Origin of the sequence: Mycobacterium sp. UNC410CL29Cvi84 (assembly GCF_000686745.1) — a bacterium.
GTDB classification, from domain to species: Bacteria; Actinomycetota; Actinomycetes; order Mycobacteriales; family Mycobacteriaceae; genus Mycobacterium; species Mycobacterium mucogenicum_B.
Genome location: NZ_JMLM01000019.1, coordinates 59,836 through 78,334, shown reverse-complemented (window position 1 = coordinate 78,334; position 18,499 = coordinate 59,836). Strand labels below are relative to the sequence as shown.

Here is an 18,499-nt window from a genome sequence, read left to right as displayed (position 1 = left end):
CAATCGCGTCTCCTGTTGCGGCTTTTCCGCTTGTGCTGCAGGGCCTTCTGTTTGCCGGTAATTTCTGTGAAGTTCCGTGCCAGCCACTCGCGTGCCTGTCACAATCTCGTCGTGGCATGTGGGGGAGTGGCGCGTGGGTAGCTGGGAAGTACCGACGTTTGTGGTCACGACGGCGAGCGCCGTTATCGCGTACCTAGCTTGGCAGCACCCAGTTTCGCCGGAGAAGCCGACTCCGGCGGCTTCAAGCCAGACCGCGCAGGCCGCGCCAAATAGTTGGCCGGCGTCGCCTCCGCCGCTGGTAACGGGGGCGGACATTAGCCAATCTCACCAGACCTGCGACAACGGATATTCGAACGGCGGCGTGCGGGCTGGTCGAGGCACCGTCGAGACCTCGTGTCAGTTCGTCAGGAACGTACTCAACACGTATGTGTCGACGGGTGGGCTGTCGACGAGCTATCGAACGCTATCGGTACCGGGCGCCGTCAGCTGTACCACTGTTCCTGGCGCAGTGTGCGACGGTGAGAACTTCCGTATGAACTGCCAAAGTGACCAACAGTGGGTCTCGTGCAGGGGTGGGCGCAATGCGATCGTCTGGCTCTGGTGACCAGTCCCGGTTGCTGATCAGGTGATCGCAGTAGCTCCAGCTCACAGCGCACCACTTCGATGGCTTCCAACGCCTTCGGATCATCCGGGTCCATGCCTTAGGCGCGGATCGCTTCGCGTTCGATTTCGTCCGTGCGGATTTAGAAGAGGCCTGAGCGTCGTGGACAAGGCGGCTGAGGAAGCCGATCACGGGCACGGCCACCACGGTTACGCCCACTAGGTAGTTGCAACGAAACGCTTCCGGTCCTGTTGGGCCGGGGGCGTTTTCGTGCAAGCGCCGGCCGACGGAGCGCTGTCAGCCGAAGACAAGTTGTCGCTGCCCGAGCGCGGCGACGCCGTCATGTGCGAAACCCGCCCAGAGGAAACGCATCTGACGCCCGAGGTTCTCGTCGACGGTGCGCGGCTCAGGGCCGAGCATCGGAGCGTCCGTCCACGCGCCCACTGCGCCCAGGAGTAGCGGAAGCTCGATGCAATGGCAGGCGCCCAGTGGCGCTCGCGGTGGTGCCCAGTCGACTCGGAAGGTCGCCGATCGTCCACCCGCTCGCTGCCAGGTCTGCGCCAGATCGATTGCCGGCCTGCCGAATTCGGTGCGGGTCAGGTTGCGCGCGATCACCGCGGCGAGCGCCGTGCCGAGCGGTCCGAACCGTTGGAGGCGGGCGCCGCGCGGATCCATCGACACGAAAGGCCGGCCGTCGTCGCGGGTGTAGCCGACCAGGATTTCGACACGCCTAGCTGCGTCGGCGATCTGCGGTTCGAACTGTTCGGCGGAAACCAGCGGTGCGTGACCGAGAATCGGTGCGTAGGCCATCATGCCGAGCCGGCCGAACGGCTGGGCGGCCACCAGTGCGGCAACCTGCGCCTCGAGCAGCTGCTGAATGTCGGCCTCCATGGCCGGGACGCCCGCCAACGACGCCAGCGCCGCGTTCGTCATGGCAGCGGCCAGGGCGGACCGCTCACGCGGCAGGCCGAGCGGTGCGCTCTGCAGGATGGCCCGGGTGAACAGGCCGGCTGTCTCCGGGCACAACATCAGTGACATGACGGAATCTCCGCCGGCTGATTGGCCGAACACCGTGACGCGCTGGGGATCGCCGCCGAACGCCGAGACGTTGTCGCGAACCCATTGCAGCGCGCAGATCTGGTCACGCAGCCCGAGGTTCTGTGTGTGCGGGTCGTGGATGTTCAAGTACCCGAAGATGCCGAGCCGGTAGGTGACGGTCACGACGACGACCCGACCCTCGGCCACCAGCGCCAGCGGGTCGTACTTCGGGGATTCACCGCCTCCCGACACGTAGGCACCGCCGTGGAACCACACCATCACCGGCAGTCTTTCGGCATCCGCCGGTGCGAAGACGCTGAGCACTTGGCACTGCTCGCTGACCGGGAGGCAGTCGACCACAGGGCCGGTGACGGGCTGCAGACGCGATGGCAGTTGAGGACACGCGGGCCCGCGCTCGGTTCCGTCGATCACCTCCGCGCCGGGAGAGACCACTTCCGGGTCGGCGAACCGGTCGGCGCGGGCATAGGGGATGCCGCGCGCGACGACCATGCCGTCGTTTTCGATCGCCTGCAGGGTGGTGCCGCCGATGTCGATGCGCTTGGCCGCCATCGGCTCACAATATGAAGGACCCCCGATCCGTGCGGATCGGGGGTCCTTGGTCGGCCGGTCAGAACGCCTGGTCGACGAAACCGTTGCTGGTGTTGGCGTTGTCGTGGTTGTCGACGCTGTAGTGGGGACCGATCGGGGTTCCGGTGGTGGCCTGCGCGGGGACGGCCAGACCCAGGACGGCGGCGGTCATGCTGGATGCGATCAGAGTGGCAAAGCCGAACTTCTTCATTTTGAACCCCTTTTTCGGTTGTTGTGGTGCTCTGATGGTTGAAACCGGTTGTGCGGCAGTGCCATTCCGATCGGCAGGATTTGATGCACGGTTGGCAGAATTAAGTCTTTTGTGACGGACGCGGTAGCCGTAGAGGGAATATCTGCGATTTGCCTGCACCGTCCTCACCGCCGGCGCGATGCTCTGCGTCAGAGGAGGGCGACATGACCGAGACGCCGCCATCGCTGTACCGGCGGCTGGGCGGCTACGACGTGATCGCGGCGATTATCGACGACATGTTCGCCTTGTTGCGAGCGGACCCGGCATTCGCGCGTTTCGGGTCGGGCCGCAGTACCGATTCCCACCTGCGGACCCGGCAGTTGCTCGTTGATCAGATGTGCGAGCTGACCGGCGGGCCGTGCCACTACATCGGCCGTGACATGGTGACCTCCCATGCGGGACTGGCGATCTCGGCCGCGGAATGGGACGCCAACATGAAGCACGCCGACGCCGCGTTGCTCAAGAACGGCGTGCCCGACGCCGAAAGAGCGGAATTCCTGGCGCTTTTCGAGCGCTACCGCGGCGACATCGTCGAATAGCGACTGGGCGGCTGGGGTCGTCCGCGCATCCTGACACAGTGTCCTGCTGAGAGCGTCCTCGAGGCTATATACGCTCAGCGACGCTCTCAGAGTGACGTTGTGATCGAGCCACGATCTCCTTCCGGCGGAACTCAGTTACGGCAGGCCCGAGTCTCCGCTATTTTCGCCCAATGGACGCGCAAGTGGTGCGGTGCTGGGTGCAGCAGCGGCATGCCCAGCTTCATATGCGCAAGTGGATGCTGGAGTTCGACGACGCAGACTCCGAACGCGAATTTCGGGCACACGACGACGCGAACGGCCTGCGGGCGGCGACCTTCGCTCAAGTGGTCGGCGTCCTGTTCACCATCGTGTACGCGGGCGTGGACTTCCTTGTCCTGCACGGTTTCGTCCCAGGAGCCCTCATCGTCCGCGCGGTCACCATCGGCATCTTCCTGCTGGGGATCGTGGCGGTCCGCCGGATGCGGACGCTCCAGGACCATCTGCAGGTCGCCGCTGTCGTACAGCTGACGATCGTCCAGGTGCTGCTCGTACCGGTGCTCGCCAGTGTCGGAGATTTCCCGACCCAGTACCTGATGACCTCGGCCACCGTCACGCTGCTGGGCGCAGTCGGCCTGTTGCGGCTGCGGATGCACGCCGCGCTGGCCAACACCGTGGTGTTCGTCGTGGTGTGCCTGGAACTGCCGAGTGCCCGGGGGAACCTGGACGAGCTCGGCACGATGGCGCCGCAGATCGCCGGTCTGGCCGCGATCAGCGTGCTGATCGCCTTTGCGCTGGAGCGGCTGCGGCGCATCGACTTCCTCCGGCAGCGTGAGGTCGAACAGGAGCGAGCCCGGACCGAGGAGCTGCTCTACAACGTGCTGCCGGCACCGATCGCGGACCGGCTGCGCGACGGCGCGCTGACGATCGCCGACTCGGCGCCCAGTGTCAGCGTGTTGTTCTCCGACATCGTGGGCTTCACGCCGCTGTCCGAGACACTGACACCCGAGGCGCTGGTTCAGCTGCTGGACACGATGTTCCGTGCCTTCGACGAGCTCTGCGACCGCCGCGGCATCGAGAAGATCAAGACGGTCGGTGACGCCTACATGGCGGTGGCGGGCCTGCCCAATCCCGACGAGGACCACGCCGCCTCGATGGCCGAGCTGGCCCTCGATATGCAACGCACCGTCACGGGGCTGTCATCGAACTGGCCGAGTCCTATCTCGATGCGAATCGGCATCTCGTCGGGTCCGGTGGTCGCGGGCGTGATCGGGCAGCGCAAGTTCATCTACGACCTGTGGGGCGACACCGTGAACACGGCGAGCCGCATGGAGTCCAGTGGCCGCCCGCACCGCATCCAGGTATCCGCGTCCACGCACGCGCTGCTGGCGCACCGCTACGCATTCAGCGACCCGCAGGTGGTCGAGGTCAAGGGCAAGGGACGCATGACGACGTACTTTCTGGAGGGTGCTCGCTGATGAGTGAACCGCTGCTGCTTCACCACCGCGATGACCGTGGTGTCGTGACGCTGACGCTGAACCGTCCACAGGCCTTCAACGCCCTGTCCGAAGTGATGCTCACGGAACTGGGGGAGGCCTTCGCCGCGCTGGCAGGCGACGCGACGGTGCGGGCCGTCGTGCTCGGGGCATCCGGCAGGGCTTTCTGCGCCGGTCACGACCTCAAGGAAATGCGCGCCGAACCGTCGCTCGAGTACTACCAGGACCTGTTCGCCCAGTGCACGGCGGTGATGCTGGCGATCCAGCGGTTGCCGGTCCCGGTGATCGCGCGGGTTCAGGGCCTGGCGACCGCGGCCGGCTGTCAGCTCGTCGCGATGTGCGATCTCGCGGTGGCAAGCCACGACGCCCGCTTCGCCGTCAGCGGCATCAACGTCGGATTGTTCTGTGCCACACCGGGAGTCGCGCTGTCGCGCAACGTCCCGCGGAAGGCCGCCTTCGAGATGTTGGTGACCGGGGAGTTCATCTCGGCGGACGAAGCCAAAGTCCTCGGACTGGTCAACCGGGTGGCGGCCCCGGAGGCACTCGACGACGAGGTCGAGGCGATCGTCGCGAGCATTGTCGCCAAGCCTGCCGTTGCCGTCGCGATGGGCAAGTCGTTGTTCTACCGCCAGCTCGAAGTCGGGATCGAAGCCGCCTATACGGACGCCGGAAACACGATGGCCTGCAACATGATGGACCCGAGCGCACTCGAAGGCGTGCTGGCGTTCATCGAGAAACGCCCAACCAAGTAGTTGACGGCTCGGCCGCCCGCGGCGCACTGTGATGTGAGTCATATTTCTATCTGGACACATCGGGGCAGAGAGGCGGCCGCTCGTGACCACGAAGGACAAGTACACGGAAGTGCCCACGCCGTACTCCTGGGACGTCGCGAGCGGCGGGGACGCACGCTTCACCTGGGAATATGACGATGGCCGTGGGCGCCTGCTGAACCTGTACCAGAAGGGCAAGGACAAGCAGTGGGACGCGCAGTCGCGTATCGACTGGTCGCTGGATGTCGATCCGATGAACCCGATCGGCCTGCCCGACGAGTTCCATCCGCTGTTCGGCAGCCCGATGTGGGAAGCGGCCGACGAGAAACGCCGCGCCGAGATGAAGCGCCACTCGCAAGCCTGGCAGTTCTCGCAGTTCCTGCACGGCGAGCAGGGGGCGATGGTGTGTGCGGCGAAGATCGTCGAGGTCGTCCCCGATCTCGATGCGAAGTTCTACGCGGCCACGCAGACGATGGACGAGGCACGGCACGTCGAGACGTTCTCCCGGTTCCTGCAGGAGAAGGTCGGTCTCGTCTACCCGATGAACAAGAATCTGAACCTACTGCTGGAGGACACCCTGCGGGATTCGCGCTGGGACATGCCCTACCTCGGTATGCAGGTGCTCATCGAAGGACTCGCGCTCGCCGCGTTCGGGGTGCAGCGCGACTTGGCGGCGCCCGGGTCGTTGGCCAAGCAGGTACTGGCCTACGTGATGCAGGACGAGGCCCGGCATGTGGCGTTCGGCCGAATCTCATTGAAGGACTACTACTCCGGGATCACCGAAGCGGAGCGGAGCGAACGCGAAGAGTTCGTCGTCGACGCCTGCTATCTGATGCGGGACCGGTTCCGCGGCGAAGAGGTCTTCGAGACCCTCGGGCTCGACGTCAAGGCATGTGCCGAGTGGGTCGATACCTCGGCGCCCATGATGAAGCAGTTCCGTGCGCATCTGTTCAGCCGAATCGTGCCCATTGTCAAGGACATTGGGCTGTGGGGGCCTAAGGTGCAGCAGGCGTTCGCCGATATGGGCGTGCTGGACATGGCCGGCTTCGACATCGAGTCGATGATGAAGGCCGACGAGGATCAGGCCGAGGCGCTCGACAAGGCCCACGCCGAAATGGCTGTCCGGGCAGCCGAAGTCGACGAGATCATCACGCAGGCAGCGAGCTAGTCGGCCGCAACGACGTGGAGACGTGCACCGACGAGGTCAGTGTCCGGTGCACGGGACAGCGCTCGGCGATGGCCAGCAGCTTCTCCCGCTGTTCGTCGTCGAGGTCGCCGATCAACTCGATATCGCGATCGATGTGGTCGACCATGCCCTGCTGCGTCTCGCACTCGGCGCAGTCCTTGGCGTGAATCCGCGAGTGCCGCAACGACACCCGCACCTGCTCGAGAGGCAGTCCCTTCTTGTCGGCGTACATCCGGATTGTCATGGAGGTACACGCGCCCAGGGCGGACAGCAGGAGGTCGTAGGGTGACGGTCCCGCGTCGTCGCCGAACGGACGTGGCTCGTCGGCGATCAACCGGTGCCCGCCGGCGATGATCTCCTGCGTGTACTTCCCCGCGCCGTTCTCGGCGACGGTGACGGTGCCTTCGGGTGATGTCGGAGCCTGGCCGGGCTGTGGGGTCGTCATGGAAGTCTCCTCCTCGAGATGGGGTTTGCGGCGTGGTCGGTTGGCATCACATTCGTTCGACCCATTGGGCTCGGGACGGGCCCGGCTCGAATGCCCCTGTGAAGTACTGGGTCTCGCGCACGACCTCGGGGCCGGAGAACTCCATGATGCTCACGGTATAGAACGGTTGGTCGTCATACGTCATCACGAGCTCGGTGAGCCACAGCTGGCCAGAGCCGACGATGCGCCGCACCTGGAAATGCTTCGCGTTCGGCTGTGCCGCGCGCGATGCCTGGATGTTCTGCCGCCCGCGGATTCGCTCACCCGACTGCGGATACTCGAGAACTGCATCGTCGCGGTAGATTTCGTGCTCCGCCACGAAGTCGTTGACGTCGGACGCGGCCCAGTGCCGCTGCAGTGCGGCAAGTAAGTCGTCGTCTCGCATCGGTGTTCTCCCTCGTGCTTCGGCGACGACGTTAGCCGCGGGATCCCGATTCCGCTGCCGCCTTCGTCCAACCGGCGGTTGAGGCGCTCACAGTGCCGGCGGCTAATCGGTGTCGGACAACGGGGCCAGGATCAACCGGCAGGCCAGCTGAATTTCGTCTTCGGTCTCGTCGGCGGAGATTCGCCCGTTCATGCTGGACTGCAGGATGCCGTGCCACGTGTGCTGGACCAGTCGCATCAACGAAATATCTTGTGGCCCTGGATCGTCCACGCCGCAGATGGTCAGCAGCATGCTGCGGACCTGGCGGTCGATGTGCCCCACCTCGGCCACGGCCGTCGCATCGGCGGTGTTCAGTGAATTGAGCATGGCTGCGGTCAGGTGCGGTTGGCGCAGCATCGGACGGGTGGCGCGGGACAGCACGTCGAACACGCGGTCGGCCGCGGTGCCGGCCGGGGCCTTCCGGCGGTCGATACCCTCCTGCATCCGGTCCACCCGGTCGGCCATGAGGCCGACGAACAAGTGGGTCTTGGACGGGAAGTAGCGGTACAGCGTGCCGAGGGCGACCCCGGCCGCGCGGGCGACTTCGTTCATCTGAACCTGGTCGGCGGGCTTCTGCGCGGCCAGGGCTGCGGTGGCCTTGAGGATCGCGTCGCGCCGCTGCTGCTGCACGGCGGAGCTGGGCTCGGCGGCCGGGCGGGGTTCGGCGATTCTTGCCAAGGTGCAGCTCCTTTTTGGGTCTGGAGCGAATTCTAGTTGTTCGGTAGAGTCCCGAAACTGAAATTGATTCTAGTCATCTTGGAGGTCTGGACATGCCACGCTTCACCCGCGACGAGCTGATGGCCGCGCTCGATCACTACACCAAGGTCGTCGAGGTCTGTTCGAGCACGGGGGATTGGGCGCCGTTCGCCGATCTGTTCACCGAGGACGTCCACTACATCGAGCACGCCTACGGCGAGATGCACGGCCGCGAGGCGGTGCGCGAATGGATCGTCGGCGTCATGAAGCCGTTCCCGCACATGCGATTCCCGCACACCTGGGTCGCGATCGATGAGGAGAACGGCGCGATCGTCACCGAGATCATCAACGCCCTCGACCACCCGACCGAGCCGGGCAAGGTATTCGGTTTCCCCAACATCACCCGCCTCGTCTACGCGGGGGACAACCTGTTCTCCTCGGAGGAGGACGTCTACAACCCGGTCCGGGACGCGCCGCGTGCCGTCGGCGAGTGGCTGCAGGCCGGCGGTGTCATGCAGGCCGAGCCGATGGCCGCCAAGCATGGCTGACGCCGTGAAGCTCATCTACGCCCTGTGGGGCGCGGGTCTGGACACCGCCCTGCATTCGACGCAATTGCACGTGCTGTTGCAGGCGGCGGGTGTGAACCGGTTGCAGATCAACGTCGACGATGCCGACGTCGAGGCCGCCATGTTGCGCATCACCACGTTCGACAACCCGGTCCCGGCGGTGGTCAGTGTGTGGACCGACGCCGGTGTCGATCCGGACCCCATCTCCGATCTGCTGGCCGCGATCTCTCAGCGCAGCGCCGGCTGGGAGGTCGAGGAGACGGTGCGGCTGGAACCGCCCGTCGTGGAAAACGGTGTCCGGACATTGGCCTTGGCACAGCTCGGCTTCCTGCGCATCCCGGCGGACCTCGACCCGGCCGACTGGCTCCAGATCTGGCAGGGGCAGCACACCAGCGTCGCGATCGACACCCAGGACACGTTCGGCTACGTGCAGAACCGCGTCCTGCGGACGGTGCACGGCAGCGAGCGGGTCGACGCCGTCGTCGAGGAACTGTTCCACATGGCGGCCATGACGGATGTGCACGCGTTCTACGGCAGCGGGGGAGACGACGAGGAACTGCAGCGGCGGATGACGCTCATGGTCGAGAGCGTGATGCGCTTCGGCGCCCACACCAACCTCGACTCGGTGCCGACGAGCAGGTACTGCTACGCGCTCTAGGCGCCGTGGATGAGGTCGCGGATGTCGCCGTCGACGGATTCGTCTGCCACGAAAAGCAATTCGTCGCCGTCCTCGAAGCGGTCCCCGGATTTGGGCACGATGATCCTGCTGCCGCGCTGCACCGTCACCAACAGTGTGTTCGGCGGCAGGGTCATGTCCCCGATGGTGCGTCCGATCAGCGGGCTGTCCGGCGGCAGCGTGAACTTCGTCAGGTTCGCGTGCCCCTGACGTAGCCCCATCAGCCGCACCAGGTGGCCGACGTCGATGGCGCCCTCGACGCCCGCGGCCATCGCGTGCGGTGTGGACACCGCGACGTCGACGCCCCAGTCGTCTGTGAACAACCACTCATTGGCGACGTTGTTCACGCGCGCCACCACCCGCGGGACGCTGAACTCGGTTTTCGCCAACAGCGCCATCGCGAGGTTCGCCTTGTCGTCACCCGTCGCGGCGATCACGACGTCGCACATCTCGATGCCGCATTCCTCGAGCGAGGCCACTTCGCAGGCGTCGGCCCACAGCCAGTCGGCCTCGGGCACCGTGTTCGGCTCGTATTTGCGGATATCGCGTTCGATCAGGAGAACCTTGTGCCCGTTCGCGACGAGTTCCTGTGCCACCGACCGGCCCACCGCGCCGGCGCCGCCGATCGCCACGCGCATGCCCCGGGTGCTCACGCAGTCATTGTCGCCTACCGCCGCCCGCAGCGAGTTCCCAGATACATTTGCTTCGGCCGCACACCGGAATGGGGGATTGATGACGCTCGAGCAGCTGAACCGGGTGCTGCTCGTCGGGGCGCTGGTGCTGTTGGCGAGCATCGTCGCCACGCGACTCGCGAACCGCGTCGGTCTGCCCAGTCTGCTGCTGTTCCTCGGTCTCGGCGTGCTGGTGGGCGAAGACGGCATCGGGCTGCGGTTCGACGACGTCGCGCTGGTCCGGGACCTGGGGACCGCGGCGCTGGCGATCATCCTCATCGAAGGTGGTCTGACCACCAAGTTCAGCGACGTCCGCAAGAGTTTGGCGCCGGCCGCGGTCATGGCCACCGTCGGCGTGGCCGTCAGCACGGCCGTCACCGCGGCAGGCGCGCATCTGCTGTTGGGCATGGACTGGCAGCTGGCGCTGCTGCTGGGGGCCATCGTGTCGTCGACCGACGCCGCCGCGGTGTTCTCCGTGCTGCGCGTGCTGCCGTTGCCCCGGCGCCTGGCGGGTCTCCTGGAAGCCGAATCCGGTCTGAACGACGCCCCCGCCGTCATCCTCGTCCTGATGTTCAGCGTGGTTCCGCTGGCCTTCCATCCGGTGCACGGGCTGGTCGACCTGGTCTACGAGCTGGCGGTCGGCGCGGCGATCGGCCTGCTGTGCGGCTACCTCGGTGCCGTCACGCTGCGCCGGATCGCACTCCCGGCGTCGGGGCTGTATCCGCTCGCCACGTTCGGGCTGGGCACGGTGGCCTTCGCGGCCTGTGGGGTGACGCACGCCAGCGGATTCCTCGCGGCCTACCTGACCGGTCTGGTGCTCGCGAATTCCGGGCTGCCGCACCGCGCGGCCACCCGGTCGTTCGCCGAAGGGCTGGGTTGGCTGGCCCAGATCGGGCTGTTCGTCCTGCTCGGTCTGTTGGTCACGCCCGGCCAGCTCGGTGACGACCTGGTGCCGGCCGTCGTCATCGGCCTGGTTCTGCTGCTGTTGGCCCGGCCGTTGTCGGTGGTGTTGTCGCTGATCGGCTTCCGAGTGCCCTGGCGGGAGCAGGCATTCCTGTCGTGGGCCGGACTGCGCGGCGCCGTGCCGATCGTGCTGGCCACCTACCCGATCGTCACCGGAGTGCCGGACAGTCAGCGGCTGCTGAACATCGTGTTCGTGCTGGTGGTGGTGTTCACGCTCGTGCAGGGGCCGAGTCTGAAGCCGATCGCGCATCGGCTCGGGCTGATCCGTCGCGACGTCACCCGCGAGATTCAGGTGGAAGCGGCGCCGCTGGACGTGCTCGACGCGGAGCTGTTGACGCTCACGGTGCTGCCGCAGTCGCGGCTGCACAACGTGACGGTGCTGGAACTGCGGCTGCCTGATCCGAGCGTGATCACCCTGATCATCCGCAAGGGCAACACCTTTGTGCCGCAGCCCGACACGCGCCTGGAAGCCGGTGATGAGTTACTGATCGTCAGCACCAGCACAACGCGCGAGGCCACCGAGCGCAGACTGCGCGCGGTGAGCCGTCGCGGGAAACTTGCCTATTGGTTCGATGAATACGGTGAGCCGGACTGACGGCTGCGATTACTGCGCCGAAAACCGCATTCCAGCAGCGATAGCTCGGGGAACGCCCCGCTGGGATGCGGCTTCGGTGGAGATGGACTACGACGCGCGGCGGATGCCCCGCTTCAGCAACAGTTCGCGCTCACCTTCGCTGAGCCCGCCCCAGATGCCATACGGTTCGCCGACGGCCAGGGCGTGCGACCGGCATTGAGTGATCACCGGGCAGGCCCGGCACATTTCCTTGGCGCGCATTTCACGCTGGGCCCGAGCCCGGCCACGCTCGCCATCGGGATGAAAAAACACCGCTGAGTCGACGCCACGGCAAACGCCGTGCATCTGCCAATCCCACATATCGGCGTTGGGTCCGGGAAGCTGCTGAGGCTGTGGCATTGGGAACGACTCCTCCCCGCGCATCCATTTTGGAAATCTGTGGATACGCGTTGATCTGCAAATGACCCGAGAACTTGTCGCCGATGACAACTCGTGCACACAAAGTAGAAGGATTCGGCAAATTCCGTCAATAGCCGCGCTCTGTGCGAAACCCCATAAGCGCAGGTCAAGAATTTACATCACGTTCATCTGCGCGATGCCTTGGAAACGAAACAGGTGGTGGCGATATTGGCGGAACCCACCTGTTTCGGCAGTTCGCGATAGTTCGCCACGTCTGTCAATATGTGGCGGAATTGGAAGTCGTTGACATGCTGTTAACACGGCCAGCATTAATTATTAACCAAAGCTCCCGAGCTCGCACGGCGAGAGAAGGCGGCCATGCGAAGGTGCGGCATTGATACCGTGCTGACTCGATGACCGCAACCGGTACCAGCACGGGCACTGTCGACCCGCCAGCCGTCCATCTGTATGACGCCGCTTTTGGCAACAACCTGCCGTGTTGGCCGCTGCCCCCGGCGCATTCGGCCGACGAACTGTGGCTGCGCGCCGTGGCCGCCGGCGGGCAAGGGCGATACGCCGCCGCCACCGCCGATCTCGACGCCGTCGCGCGGCGAGGTCGCGGTCCGTTGCTGTCGCTGGCGCACAGCACCCGCGCGTCGTTTCTCCGGCAGCTCGGTTGGCATCGCCTCGCCCGGGTTGCCGACGGTCGGGCGTGGGCCTTGGTCGCCGATCGGCCCGATGCTGCCGAGGCGCGCGCCGACGCCCTCGTCGGCCTGGCCGCCGACGCCCTCGGGATCGGTCGCTTCGCGGTGGCGCAGCGGTTGCTCGAGCGGGCCGCGGTCGACACCGACAACAGCGGAGTACCGCGCCAGCGGGTTCGCCTGGCCTGGGTGAGCGCCGAGTTGGCCATGGTCAGTGGTCGGGGTGAGGACTCCGTCGCCCACGCCGAACGTGCCCGCGAGTTCGTCGGCGACCTCGGCTCGCCGCGCCACGCCGTGAAAACCGACGTCGTGTATTCGGCGGCGCTGTGCAGCGCCGGCCGGTTCGACGAGTCCCGCCGCATCGCCGACGCCGCTTTGGAACGCACCCAGCAGTTCGGGTTGGTGCCGCTGACCTGGGCATTGGGCTGTTTGTTGAGCGATATCGGGAGTGCCGGGCACAGCCCGGAGGCGATGGCAGAGATCCGTGACGCGGCCGCCGCCACCGTGCGCGGCCGCGGCGGGCGATGGGCGGGATGAATCTGGGAGCCCACACCAGTCATTACTGTTGTCCTGACATACCAACCACGGCACTGCCTCGTCCGTAACGCTGGAGATTGCGCCCACGATGACATTTTCGGGAGATGGTCTCGATGCTGTCGTTGCTGATGCAGTTGCCGGCAATCGCGACGCGCTCCGCAAGGTGCTGGAAACCATCCGCCCGATCGTCGTTCGGTACTGCCGTGCGCGCTTCGGGGTCGGCGAGCGACAGGGTGTTTCCGCAGACGATGTGGCTCAGGAGGTGTGTTTAGCTGTGATCACGGCGCTGCCGCGGTACAAGGACCAGGGACGGCCGTTCCTGGCTTTCGTGTACGGCATTGCCGCTCACAAGGTTGCTGACGCGCATCGTGCCGCCGGCCGCAACCGCGCTGAAGCCACCGACAATCTGCCGGACCGCCCCTCCACCGAGCTGGGCCCCGAACAGCTGGCCATCGACGCCGACTCGGCGGCCCGGATGAACCGCCTGCTGGCCGTGCTGCCCGAGAAGCAGCGCGAAATCCTGATCCTGCGCGTCGTCGTCGGCATGAGCGCCGAGGAGACCGCCGAGGCCGTCGGCAGCACCGCCGGCGCGGTCCGCGTCGCGCAGCACCGCGCGTTGGCGCGGTTGAAGACCGAGATCGGTTCGACGGAGCGCGGCCATGCCTGACTCCGGACAATGGCCGCCGGGCAGCGGCGACCCCTCGCTCAACGAGATTCGACGCGTCGACCGATTCTTCGACGCGCTCGCCGCCGACCAGCACGCGTACTCGACGGACTCCACCGAAGCCGAGCTGGCGTTCCTGCTCGCCGACTGGCGCGACAGCATCCGCGAACCCGCGGTGACGACGCCCGTCACGGCCCGCGACGCGGTCGCCGCGCTGCAGAACGGGTTGCACCGCAAGGAATCTCGGACATCGCTGACGATCGTCGGCTCGGTCGCGGCCGCGCTGCTGTGCCTGGGTGGCTTCGGCACCGCGATCTACGCTGCCGGGCCGAACTCGTCGCTGTACGGCCTGCACACGGCGATGTTCGGCGCCGAAAAGGCCAGCCGCGACGACCAGGTGATGTTGGCTGCGCAGACCGAGATGCAGCAAGTGCAGCAGCTGATCGACAACGGCCAGTGGCAGCAGGCGCAGGAGAAGCTCCAAGCGCTGAGCCCGACCGTGCAGAGCGTCGACGCCCCGGAGCACAAGCAACAGCTGATCCAGCAGTGGAATGCCTTGACCTACAAGGTGGTTGAGCAGAACCCCGCGGCGACGCTGCCCCCGCCGGGAGAGCCGATGCCGGTCCTGCCGTCGTCGCCGCTGACCCTGTTGCCGGTGCCGGTGGTGGAGACGACGTCGTCTTCGACTTCGTCGTCCAGCACGTCGACGACGACCTCGTCGACCACTTCGTCCACGACGGCCACCTCGACCGACACATCCACGACGTCGAGCAGTACGTCGACCTCGCCGTCGGAGTCGACGAGCACGTCTTCTTCTACGAGTGCGACTTCCCCGACAGAGACGGCCGGTTCTTCGTCGGCGAGCAGCTCGTCCGTCACCTCGTCACCGTCGTCCTCGGCCTCGACGGCCACCTCGGCGCCGTCGACCGTGCCGTCGACCGCGACGGCGACCGCGACCGCCACGGTGCCCTCGAGCGAGCCCGTCGTCACCAAGCCACCCACGGCGACTGCCACACAGACGGCCACGGTCGCGCCGTCGACGCAGAACCCGGCGCCCGCGCAGACCGTCACGACCGTCGCCCCGACTGTCGAAGTGCCCTCGGTGACCACACCTGCACCGACAGCCCCGGCTGTGCAGCCCACCGTGGCGCCGACAACCAAGGAAGCGCAGCCCGAGCCGACCCGGGAGCGGTCCGTCGTGACGACCACGCAGGCCCCGTCAGGATCGGGACGCGGAGAGCACTGAGGTTGTTCGGCCGTTGAGCCTGTAGCCACGGCGCTGTCTACTCGGCCTTTTGTGCCCTGAGTGCAGGGTCAACGGAATTCGCCGGGCCTCGGTCGTTGACTCTGTAGCCACGGCTCCGCCTACTCGGCTTTTTCGCCCTCAGCGCAACTTCAACGTGGCCAGACGTGACATCCAGCACGTCAACAGAAAAAATCAGCGGTAGCCGTCGTGCTCCGAGGTCGCCTCGTTGAGCGAGGCATCGGCATAACCGCGGCAGTAGTCCCACGTCACGTAAGCATCAGGCTCGGGATCGTAGGCCGGCTCGTGGGGACGGACGGTGCCGTCGACCAGCAGCTGCAGCAGGTTCGCCCGCAGCATGTCCCAGTCGTGGTAATGGTCCTGCTGACACTCGTCGCAACAGACGACGAGGCCGCGAATGCCTTTGTGTGCCAACAGTGTTTCGTACACTGCCAGATCGGCGAGATCGGCCTCGACGGCCATGCGTTCCTGCGGGTCCAGGGGTTGTCCGGGCTCCAGCGCATCCAGAACGGCCGACGGGTCCATGGGATCGTCGGCGAACGGGTCGGGTGGCAAGCCCGGCGGCAGGTGGTCACGCACAGGTCCACCCTACTTATCACCCCCGACGATGCGCCAGCCGTTACCCCGGCGAGCCGCCACAGAGTGGAGTTCGTTGCACGCAGTCTGGGCCGATAGGATGGCTTTTTAGTTCCACGACTGTGTCTGCCCTGGAGGCCCCACCCATGTCGATCGCTGAAAGCAGCGTTCCCATCTCCGTTCCGGTGCCGACCGGCGGTGACGATCCGACCAAGGTCGCGATGCTCGGGCTGACCTTCGACGACGTCCTTCTGCTGCCCGCGGCGTCCGACATCATCCCGGCCACCGCCGATACGTCCAGCCAGTTGACGCGCAACATCCGGCTGCGGGTGCCGCTGGTCAGCTCGGCCATGGACACCGTCACCGAGTCGCGGATGGCCATCGCGATGGCTCGTGCCGGCGGCATGGGCGTGCTGCACCGCAACCTGCCGCTGAGCGAGCAGGCCGCACAGGTCGAGACCGTCAAGCGGTCCGAGGCCGGCATGGTCACCGACCCGGTCACCTGCTCGCCGAGCAACACCCTGGCCGAGGTCGACGCCATGTGCGCCCGCTTCCGGATCTCCGGCCTGCCCGTCGTGGACACGACAGGGCAGCTCGTCGGCATCATCACGAACCGCGACATGCGCTTCGAGGTCGACCAGGACAAGGCCGTCGCCGAGGTGATGACCAAGGCTCCGCTGATCACCGCCCAGGAGGGCGTCTCGGCCGAGGCCGCGCTGGGTCTGCTGCGCCGGCACAAGATCGAGAAGCTGCCGATCGTCGACGGACACGGCAAGCTCACCGGGCTGATCACCGTCAAGGACTTCGTCAAGACCGAGCAGTTCCCGCTGGCCACCAAGGACAGCGACGGCCGTCTGCTGGTCGGTGCCGCGGTCGGTGTCGGTGACGACGCCTGGACGCGCGCCATGACGCTGGCCGACGCCGGTGTCGACGTCCTGATTGTCGACACCGCGCACGCCCACAACCGTGGCGTGCTGGACATGGTCGCCCGCCTCAAGAAGGCCGTGGGCGAGAAGATCGAGGTCGTGGGCGGAAACGTCGCCACCCGGTCCGCCGCTGCCGCGCTGTGCGAGGCCGGCGCCGACGCCGTCAAGGTGGGCGTCGGGCCCGGCTCCATCTGCACCACCCGCGTCATCGCCGGTGTCGGCGCTCCGCAGATCACCGCGATCCTCGAGGCGACGGCCGCGTGCCGGCCCTACGGCGTGCCGGTCATCGCCGACGGCGGCCTGCAGTACTCGGGCGACATCGCCAAGGCCCTGGCCGCCGGTGCCTCGACGGCCATGCTCGGCTCGCTGCTGGCCGGTACCGCCGAATCGCCGGGTGACCTGATCTTCGTCAACGGCAAGCAGTTCAAGAGCTACCGCGGCATGGGGTCGCTCGGCGCCATGCAGGGCCGCGGTCAGGGCAAGTCCTACTCCAAGGACCGCTACTTCCAGGACGACGTGCTGTCCGAAGACAAGCTGGTGCCCGAGGGCATCGAGGGTCGGGTGCCGTTCCGCGGGCCGCTGTCCACCGTCATTCACCAGCTCACCGGCGGTCTGCGGGCTGCCATGGGCTACACCGGTTCGGCCACCATCGAGCAACTGCAGCAGGCGCAGTTCGTGCAGATCACGGCGGCGGGCTTGAAGGAAAGCCACCCGCACGACATCACGATGACCGTCGAAGCACCGAACTATTCCTCGCGCTAACTGACAGGGAAGTCAAAGAACACATGCGTGACATGGTCGAAATCGGCATGGGCCGGACCGCTCGTCGTACCTACGAGCTGGACGACATCAACATCGTGCCGTCGCGGCGCACCCGCTCCAGCCAGGACGTTTCGACGGCCTGGCAGCTGGACGCCTACCGGTTCGAGATTCCGGTCCTGGCGCACCCGACCGACTCACTGGTGTCGCCCGAATTCGCCATCGAGATGGGCCGCCTCGGTGGCCTCGGCGTGCTCAACGGTGAAGGCCTGATCGGCCGGCACCGCGACGTCGAGGACAAGCTCGCCCAGGTGGTCGAGCTGGCGGCCAAGGAAGACGACCCGTCGGCAGCCGTGCGGCTGCTGCAGCAGCTCCACGCGGCACCGCTGGATCCGGAGCTGCTCGGCGCCGCCGTGGCGCGCGTCCGGGAAGCCGGCGTCACCACTGCGGTGCGGGTCAGCCCGCAGAACGCCCAGGCCCTGACGCCGACGCTGGTCGCGGCCGGGATCGACCTGCTGGTCATCCAGGGCACCATCATCTCGGCCGAGCGCGTCGCCTCCGACGGTGAGCCGCTCAACCTCAAGACCTTCATCTCCGAGCTGGACGTGCCGGTGGTCGCCGGTGGCGTACTCGATCACCGCACCGCGCTGCACCTCATGCGCACCGGCGCGGCCGGCGTCATCGTCGGCTACGGCTCGACCTACGGCGCGACGACCAGCGACGAGGTCCTGGGTATCAGCGTGCCGATGGCCACCGCGATCGCCGACGCCGCTGCCGCGCGGCGCGAATACCTCGACGAGACCGGCGGCCGCTACGTGCACGTGCTGGCCGACGGCGACATCCACACCTCGGGTGACCTGGCCAAGGCCATCGCCTGCGGCGCCGACGCCGTCCTGCTGGGCACCCCGTTGGCCGCGGCGGCCGAAGCGCCTGGTGACGGCTGGTTCTGGCCGGCCGCGGCGGCGCATCCGTCGCTGCCGCGCGGCGCGCTGCTGCAGGTCGCATTGGGTGAGCGTCCGTCGCTCGACCAGGTCCTCAATGGCCCGTCCGACGACCCGTTCGGCTCGGTCAACCTGGTCGGTGGCCTGCGCCGTTCGATGGCCAAGGCCGGGTACTGCGACCTCAAGGAGTTCCAGAAGGTGGGCCTCACCGTCGGTAGCTAGTACCGGCGGTAG

The 18,499-nt window shown here is 66.6% G+C and carries 20 protein-coding genes; 12 read left to right on the top strand and 8 right to left on the bottom strand.

What is annotated here, in order from left to right:
• Positions 1-898: 898 nt before the first annotated feature.
• On the bottom strand, positions 899-2,209 hold the full coding sequence (locus BR47_RS0123445) for a carboxylesterase family protein (protein WP_020102499.1): 1,311 nt from the start codon (positions 2,207-2,209) through the stop codon (positions 899-901).
• Between the two features lie 58 nt (positions 2,210-2,267).
• Positions 2,268-2,438, bottom strand: coding sequence for a hypothetical protein (locus BR47_RS33590; RefSeq protein ID WP_020102498.1), 171 nt, complete (start codon positions 2,436-2,438; stop codon positions 2,268-2,270).
• 203 nt (positions 2,439-2,641) lie between these two features.
• Between BR47_RS33590 and BR47_RS0123435 the strand changes: the two genes are divergently transcribed.
• The 4 genes from BR47_RS0123435 (at position 2,642) to BR47_RS0123420 (ending at position 6,426) form a co-directional block, all read left to right on the top strand.
• Entirely contained in the window at positions 2,642-3,016 is a 375-nt protein-coding gene (locus BR47_RS0123435; protein ID WP_020102497.1) for a group I truncated hemoglobin, read from the top strand.
• 170 nt (positions 3,017-3,186) lie between these two features.
• On the top strand, positions 3,187-4,470 hold the full coding sequence (locus tag BR47_RS32245; RefSeq protein ID WP_020102496.1) for an adenylate/guanylate cyclase domain-containing protein: 1,284 nt from the start codon (positions 3,187-3,189) through the stop codon (positions 4,468-4,470).
• On the top strand, positions 4,470-5,240 hold the full coding sequence (locus BR47_RS0123425) for an enoyl-CoA hydratase (RefSeq protein ID WP_020102495.1): 771 nt from the start codon (positions 4,470-4,472) through the stop codon (positions 5,238-5,240). Before BR47_RS32245 ends, BR47_RS0123425 begins: the two co-directional genes overlap by 1 nt.
• An 82-nt stretch (positions 5,241-5,322) precedes the next feature.
• Entirely contained in the window at positions 5,323-6,426 is a 1,104-nt protein-coding gene (locus BR47_RS0123420) for a ferritin-like domain-containing protein (RefSeq protein ID WP_020102494.1), read from the top strand.
• Here BR47_RS0123420 and BR47_RS0123415 read toward each other — a convergent pair.
• From BR47_RS0123415 to BR47_RS0123405, 3 genes are all read right to left on the bottom strand, one after another.
• Complete coding sequence (locus tag BR47_RS0123415) at positions 6,407-6,889, bottom strand: OsmC family protein (protein WP_029120964.1); 483 nt, start codon at positions 6,887-6,889, stop codon at positions 6,407-6,409. The genes BR47_RS0123420 and BR47_RS0123415 overlap by 20 nt on opposite strands.
• 46 nt (positions 6,890-6,935) lie before the next feature.
• Entirely contained in the window at positions 6,936-7,313 is a 378-nt protein-coding gene (locus tag BR47_RS0123410; protein ID WP_029120963.1) for a nuclear transport factor 2 family protein, read from the bottom strand.
• Between the two features lie 102 nt (positions 7,314-7,415).
• Positions 7,416-8,030, bottom strand: coding sequence for a TetR/AcrR family transcriptional regulator (locus tag BR47_RS0123405; protein ID WP_029120962.1), 615 nt, complete (start codon positions 8,028-8,030; stop codon positions 7,416-7,418).
• 92 nt (positions 8,031-8,122) lie between these two features.
• On the opposite strand from BR47_RS0123405, the gene BR47_RS0123400 reads away from it, so the two are divergent.
• Positions 8,123-8,596, top strand: a complete 474-nt coding sequence (locus tag BR47_RS0123400) for a nuclear transport factor 2 family protein (protein WP_029120961.1) — start codon at positions 8,123-8,125, stop codon at positions 8,594-8,596.
• A complete protein-coding gene (locus BR47_RS0123395; protein WP_029120960.1) occupies positions 8,589-9,272 on the top strand; it encodes a hypothetical protein in 684 nt (227 codons plus the stop codon). The genes BR47_RS0123400 and BR47_RS0123395 overlap by 8 nt, the downstream gene beginning before the upstream one ends.
• Here BR47_RS0123395 and BR47_RS0123390 read toward each other — a convergent pair.
• A complete protein-coding gene (locus BR47_RS0123390) occupies positions 9,269-9,928 on the bottom strand; it encodes a potassium channel family protein (RefSeq protein ID WP_029120959.1) in 660 nt (219 codons plus the stop codon). The two genes, BR47_RS0123395 and BR47_RS0123390, sit on opposite strands and share 4 nt — an antisense overlap.
• A gap of 94 nt (positions 9,929-10,022) precedes the next feature.
• On the opposite strand from BR47_RS0123390, the gene BR47_RS0123385 reads away from it, so the two are divergent.
• Positions 10,023-11,519, top strand: coding sequence for a potassium/proton antiporter (locus BR47_RS0123385; protein WP_029120958.1), 1,497 nt, complete (start codon positions 10,023-10,025; stop codon positions 11,517-11,519).
• A gap of 87 nt (positions 11,520-11,606) precedes the next feature.
• On the opposite strand, the gene BR47_RS0123380 is transcribed toward BR47_RS0123385, so the two are convergent.
• A complete protein-coding gene (locus BR47_RS0123380; RefSeq protein ID WP_029105464.1) occupies positions 11,607-11,897 on the bottom strand; it encodes a WhiB family transcriptional regulator in 291 nt (96 codons plus the stop codon).
• A 413-nt stretch (positions 11,898-12,310) separates the two neighbouring features.
• Here BR47_RS0123380 and BR47_RS0123375 point away from each other — a divergent pair, with 413 nt between their 5' ends.
• From BR47_RS0123375 to BR47_RS31240, 3 genes are all read left to right on the top strand, one after another.
• Positions 12,311-13,135 carry a tetratricopeptide repeat protein gene (locus tag BR47_RS0123375; protein WP_051634957.1) on the top strand — a complete coding sequence of 275 codons (825 nt, stop codon included), beginning with the start codon at positions 12,311-12,313 and terminating at the stop codon, positions 13,133-13,135.
• Between the two features lie 88 nt (positions 13,136-13,223).
• The gene (locus BR47_RS0123370) at positions 13,224-13,802 is read left to right on the top strand and encodes a sigma-70 family RNA polymerase sigma factor (RefSeq protein WP_020102485.1); all 579 of its coding nucleotides are present in this window, start codon (positions 13,224-13,226) and stop codon (positions 13,800-13,802) included.
• Complete coding sequence (locus BR47_RS31240; RefSeq protein ID WP_036427692.1) at positions 13,795-15,045, top strand: anti-sigma-D factor RsdA; 1,251 nt, start codon at positions 13,795-13,797, stop codon at positions 15,043-15,045. Before BR47_RS0123370 ends, BR47_RS31240 begins: the two co-directional genes overlap by 8 nt.
• Positions 15,046-15,237: 192 nt before the next feature.
• On the opposite strand, the gene BR47_RS0123360 is transcribed toward BR47_RS31240, so the two are convergent.
• Complete coding sequence (locus BR47_RS0123360; protein WP_020102483.1) at positions 15,238-15,642, bottom strand: DUF5319 domain-containing protein; 405 nt, start codon at positions 15,640-15,642, stop codon at positions 15,238-15,240.
• Positions 15,643-15,785: 143 nt separating this feature from the next.
• On the opposite strand from BR47_RS0123360, the gene guaB reads away from it, so the two are divergent.
• Together guaB and BR47_RS0123350 are read left to right on the top strand one after the other, a co-directional pair.
• A complete protein-coding gene (gene guaB / locus BR47_RS0123355) occupies positions 15,786-17,327 on the top strand; it encodes an IMP dehydrogenase (RefSeq protein WP_020102482.1) in 1,542 nt (513 codons plus the stop codon).
• A 32-nt stretch (positions 17,328-17,359) separates the two neighbouring features.
• Positions 17,360-18,487, top strand: a complete 1,128-nt coding sequence (locus BR47_RS0123350; RefSeq protein WP_029120956.1) for a GuaB3 family IMP dehydrogenase-related protein — start codon at positions 17,360-17,362, stop codon at positions 18,485-18,487.
• Positions 18,488-18,499 lie beyond the last annotated feature (12 nt).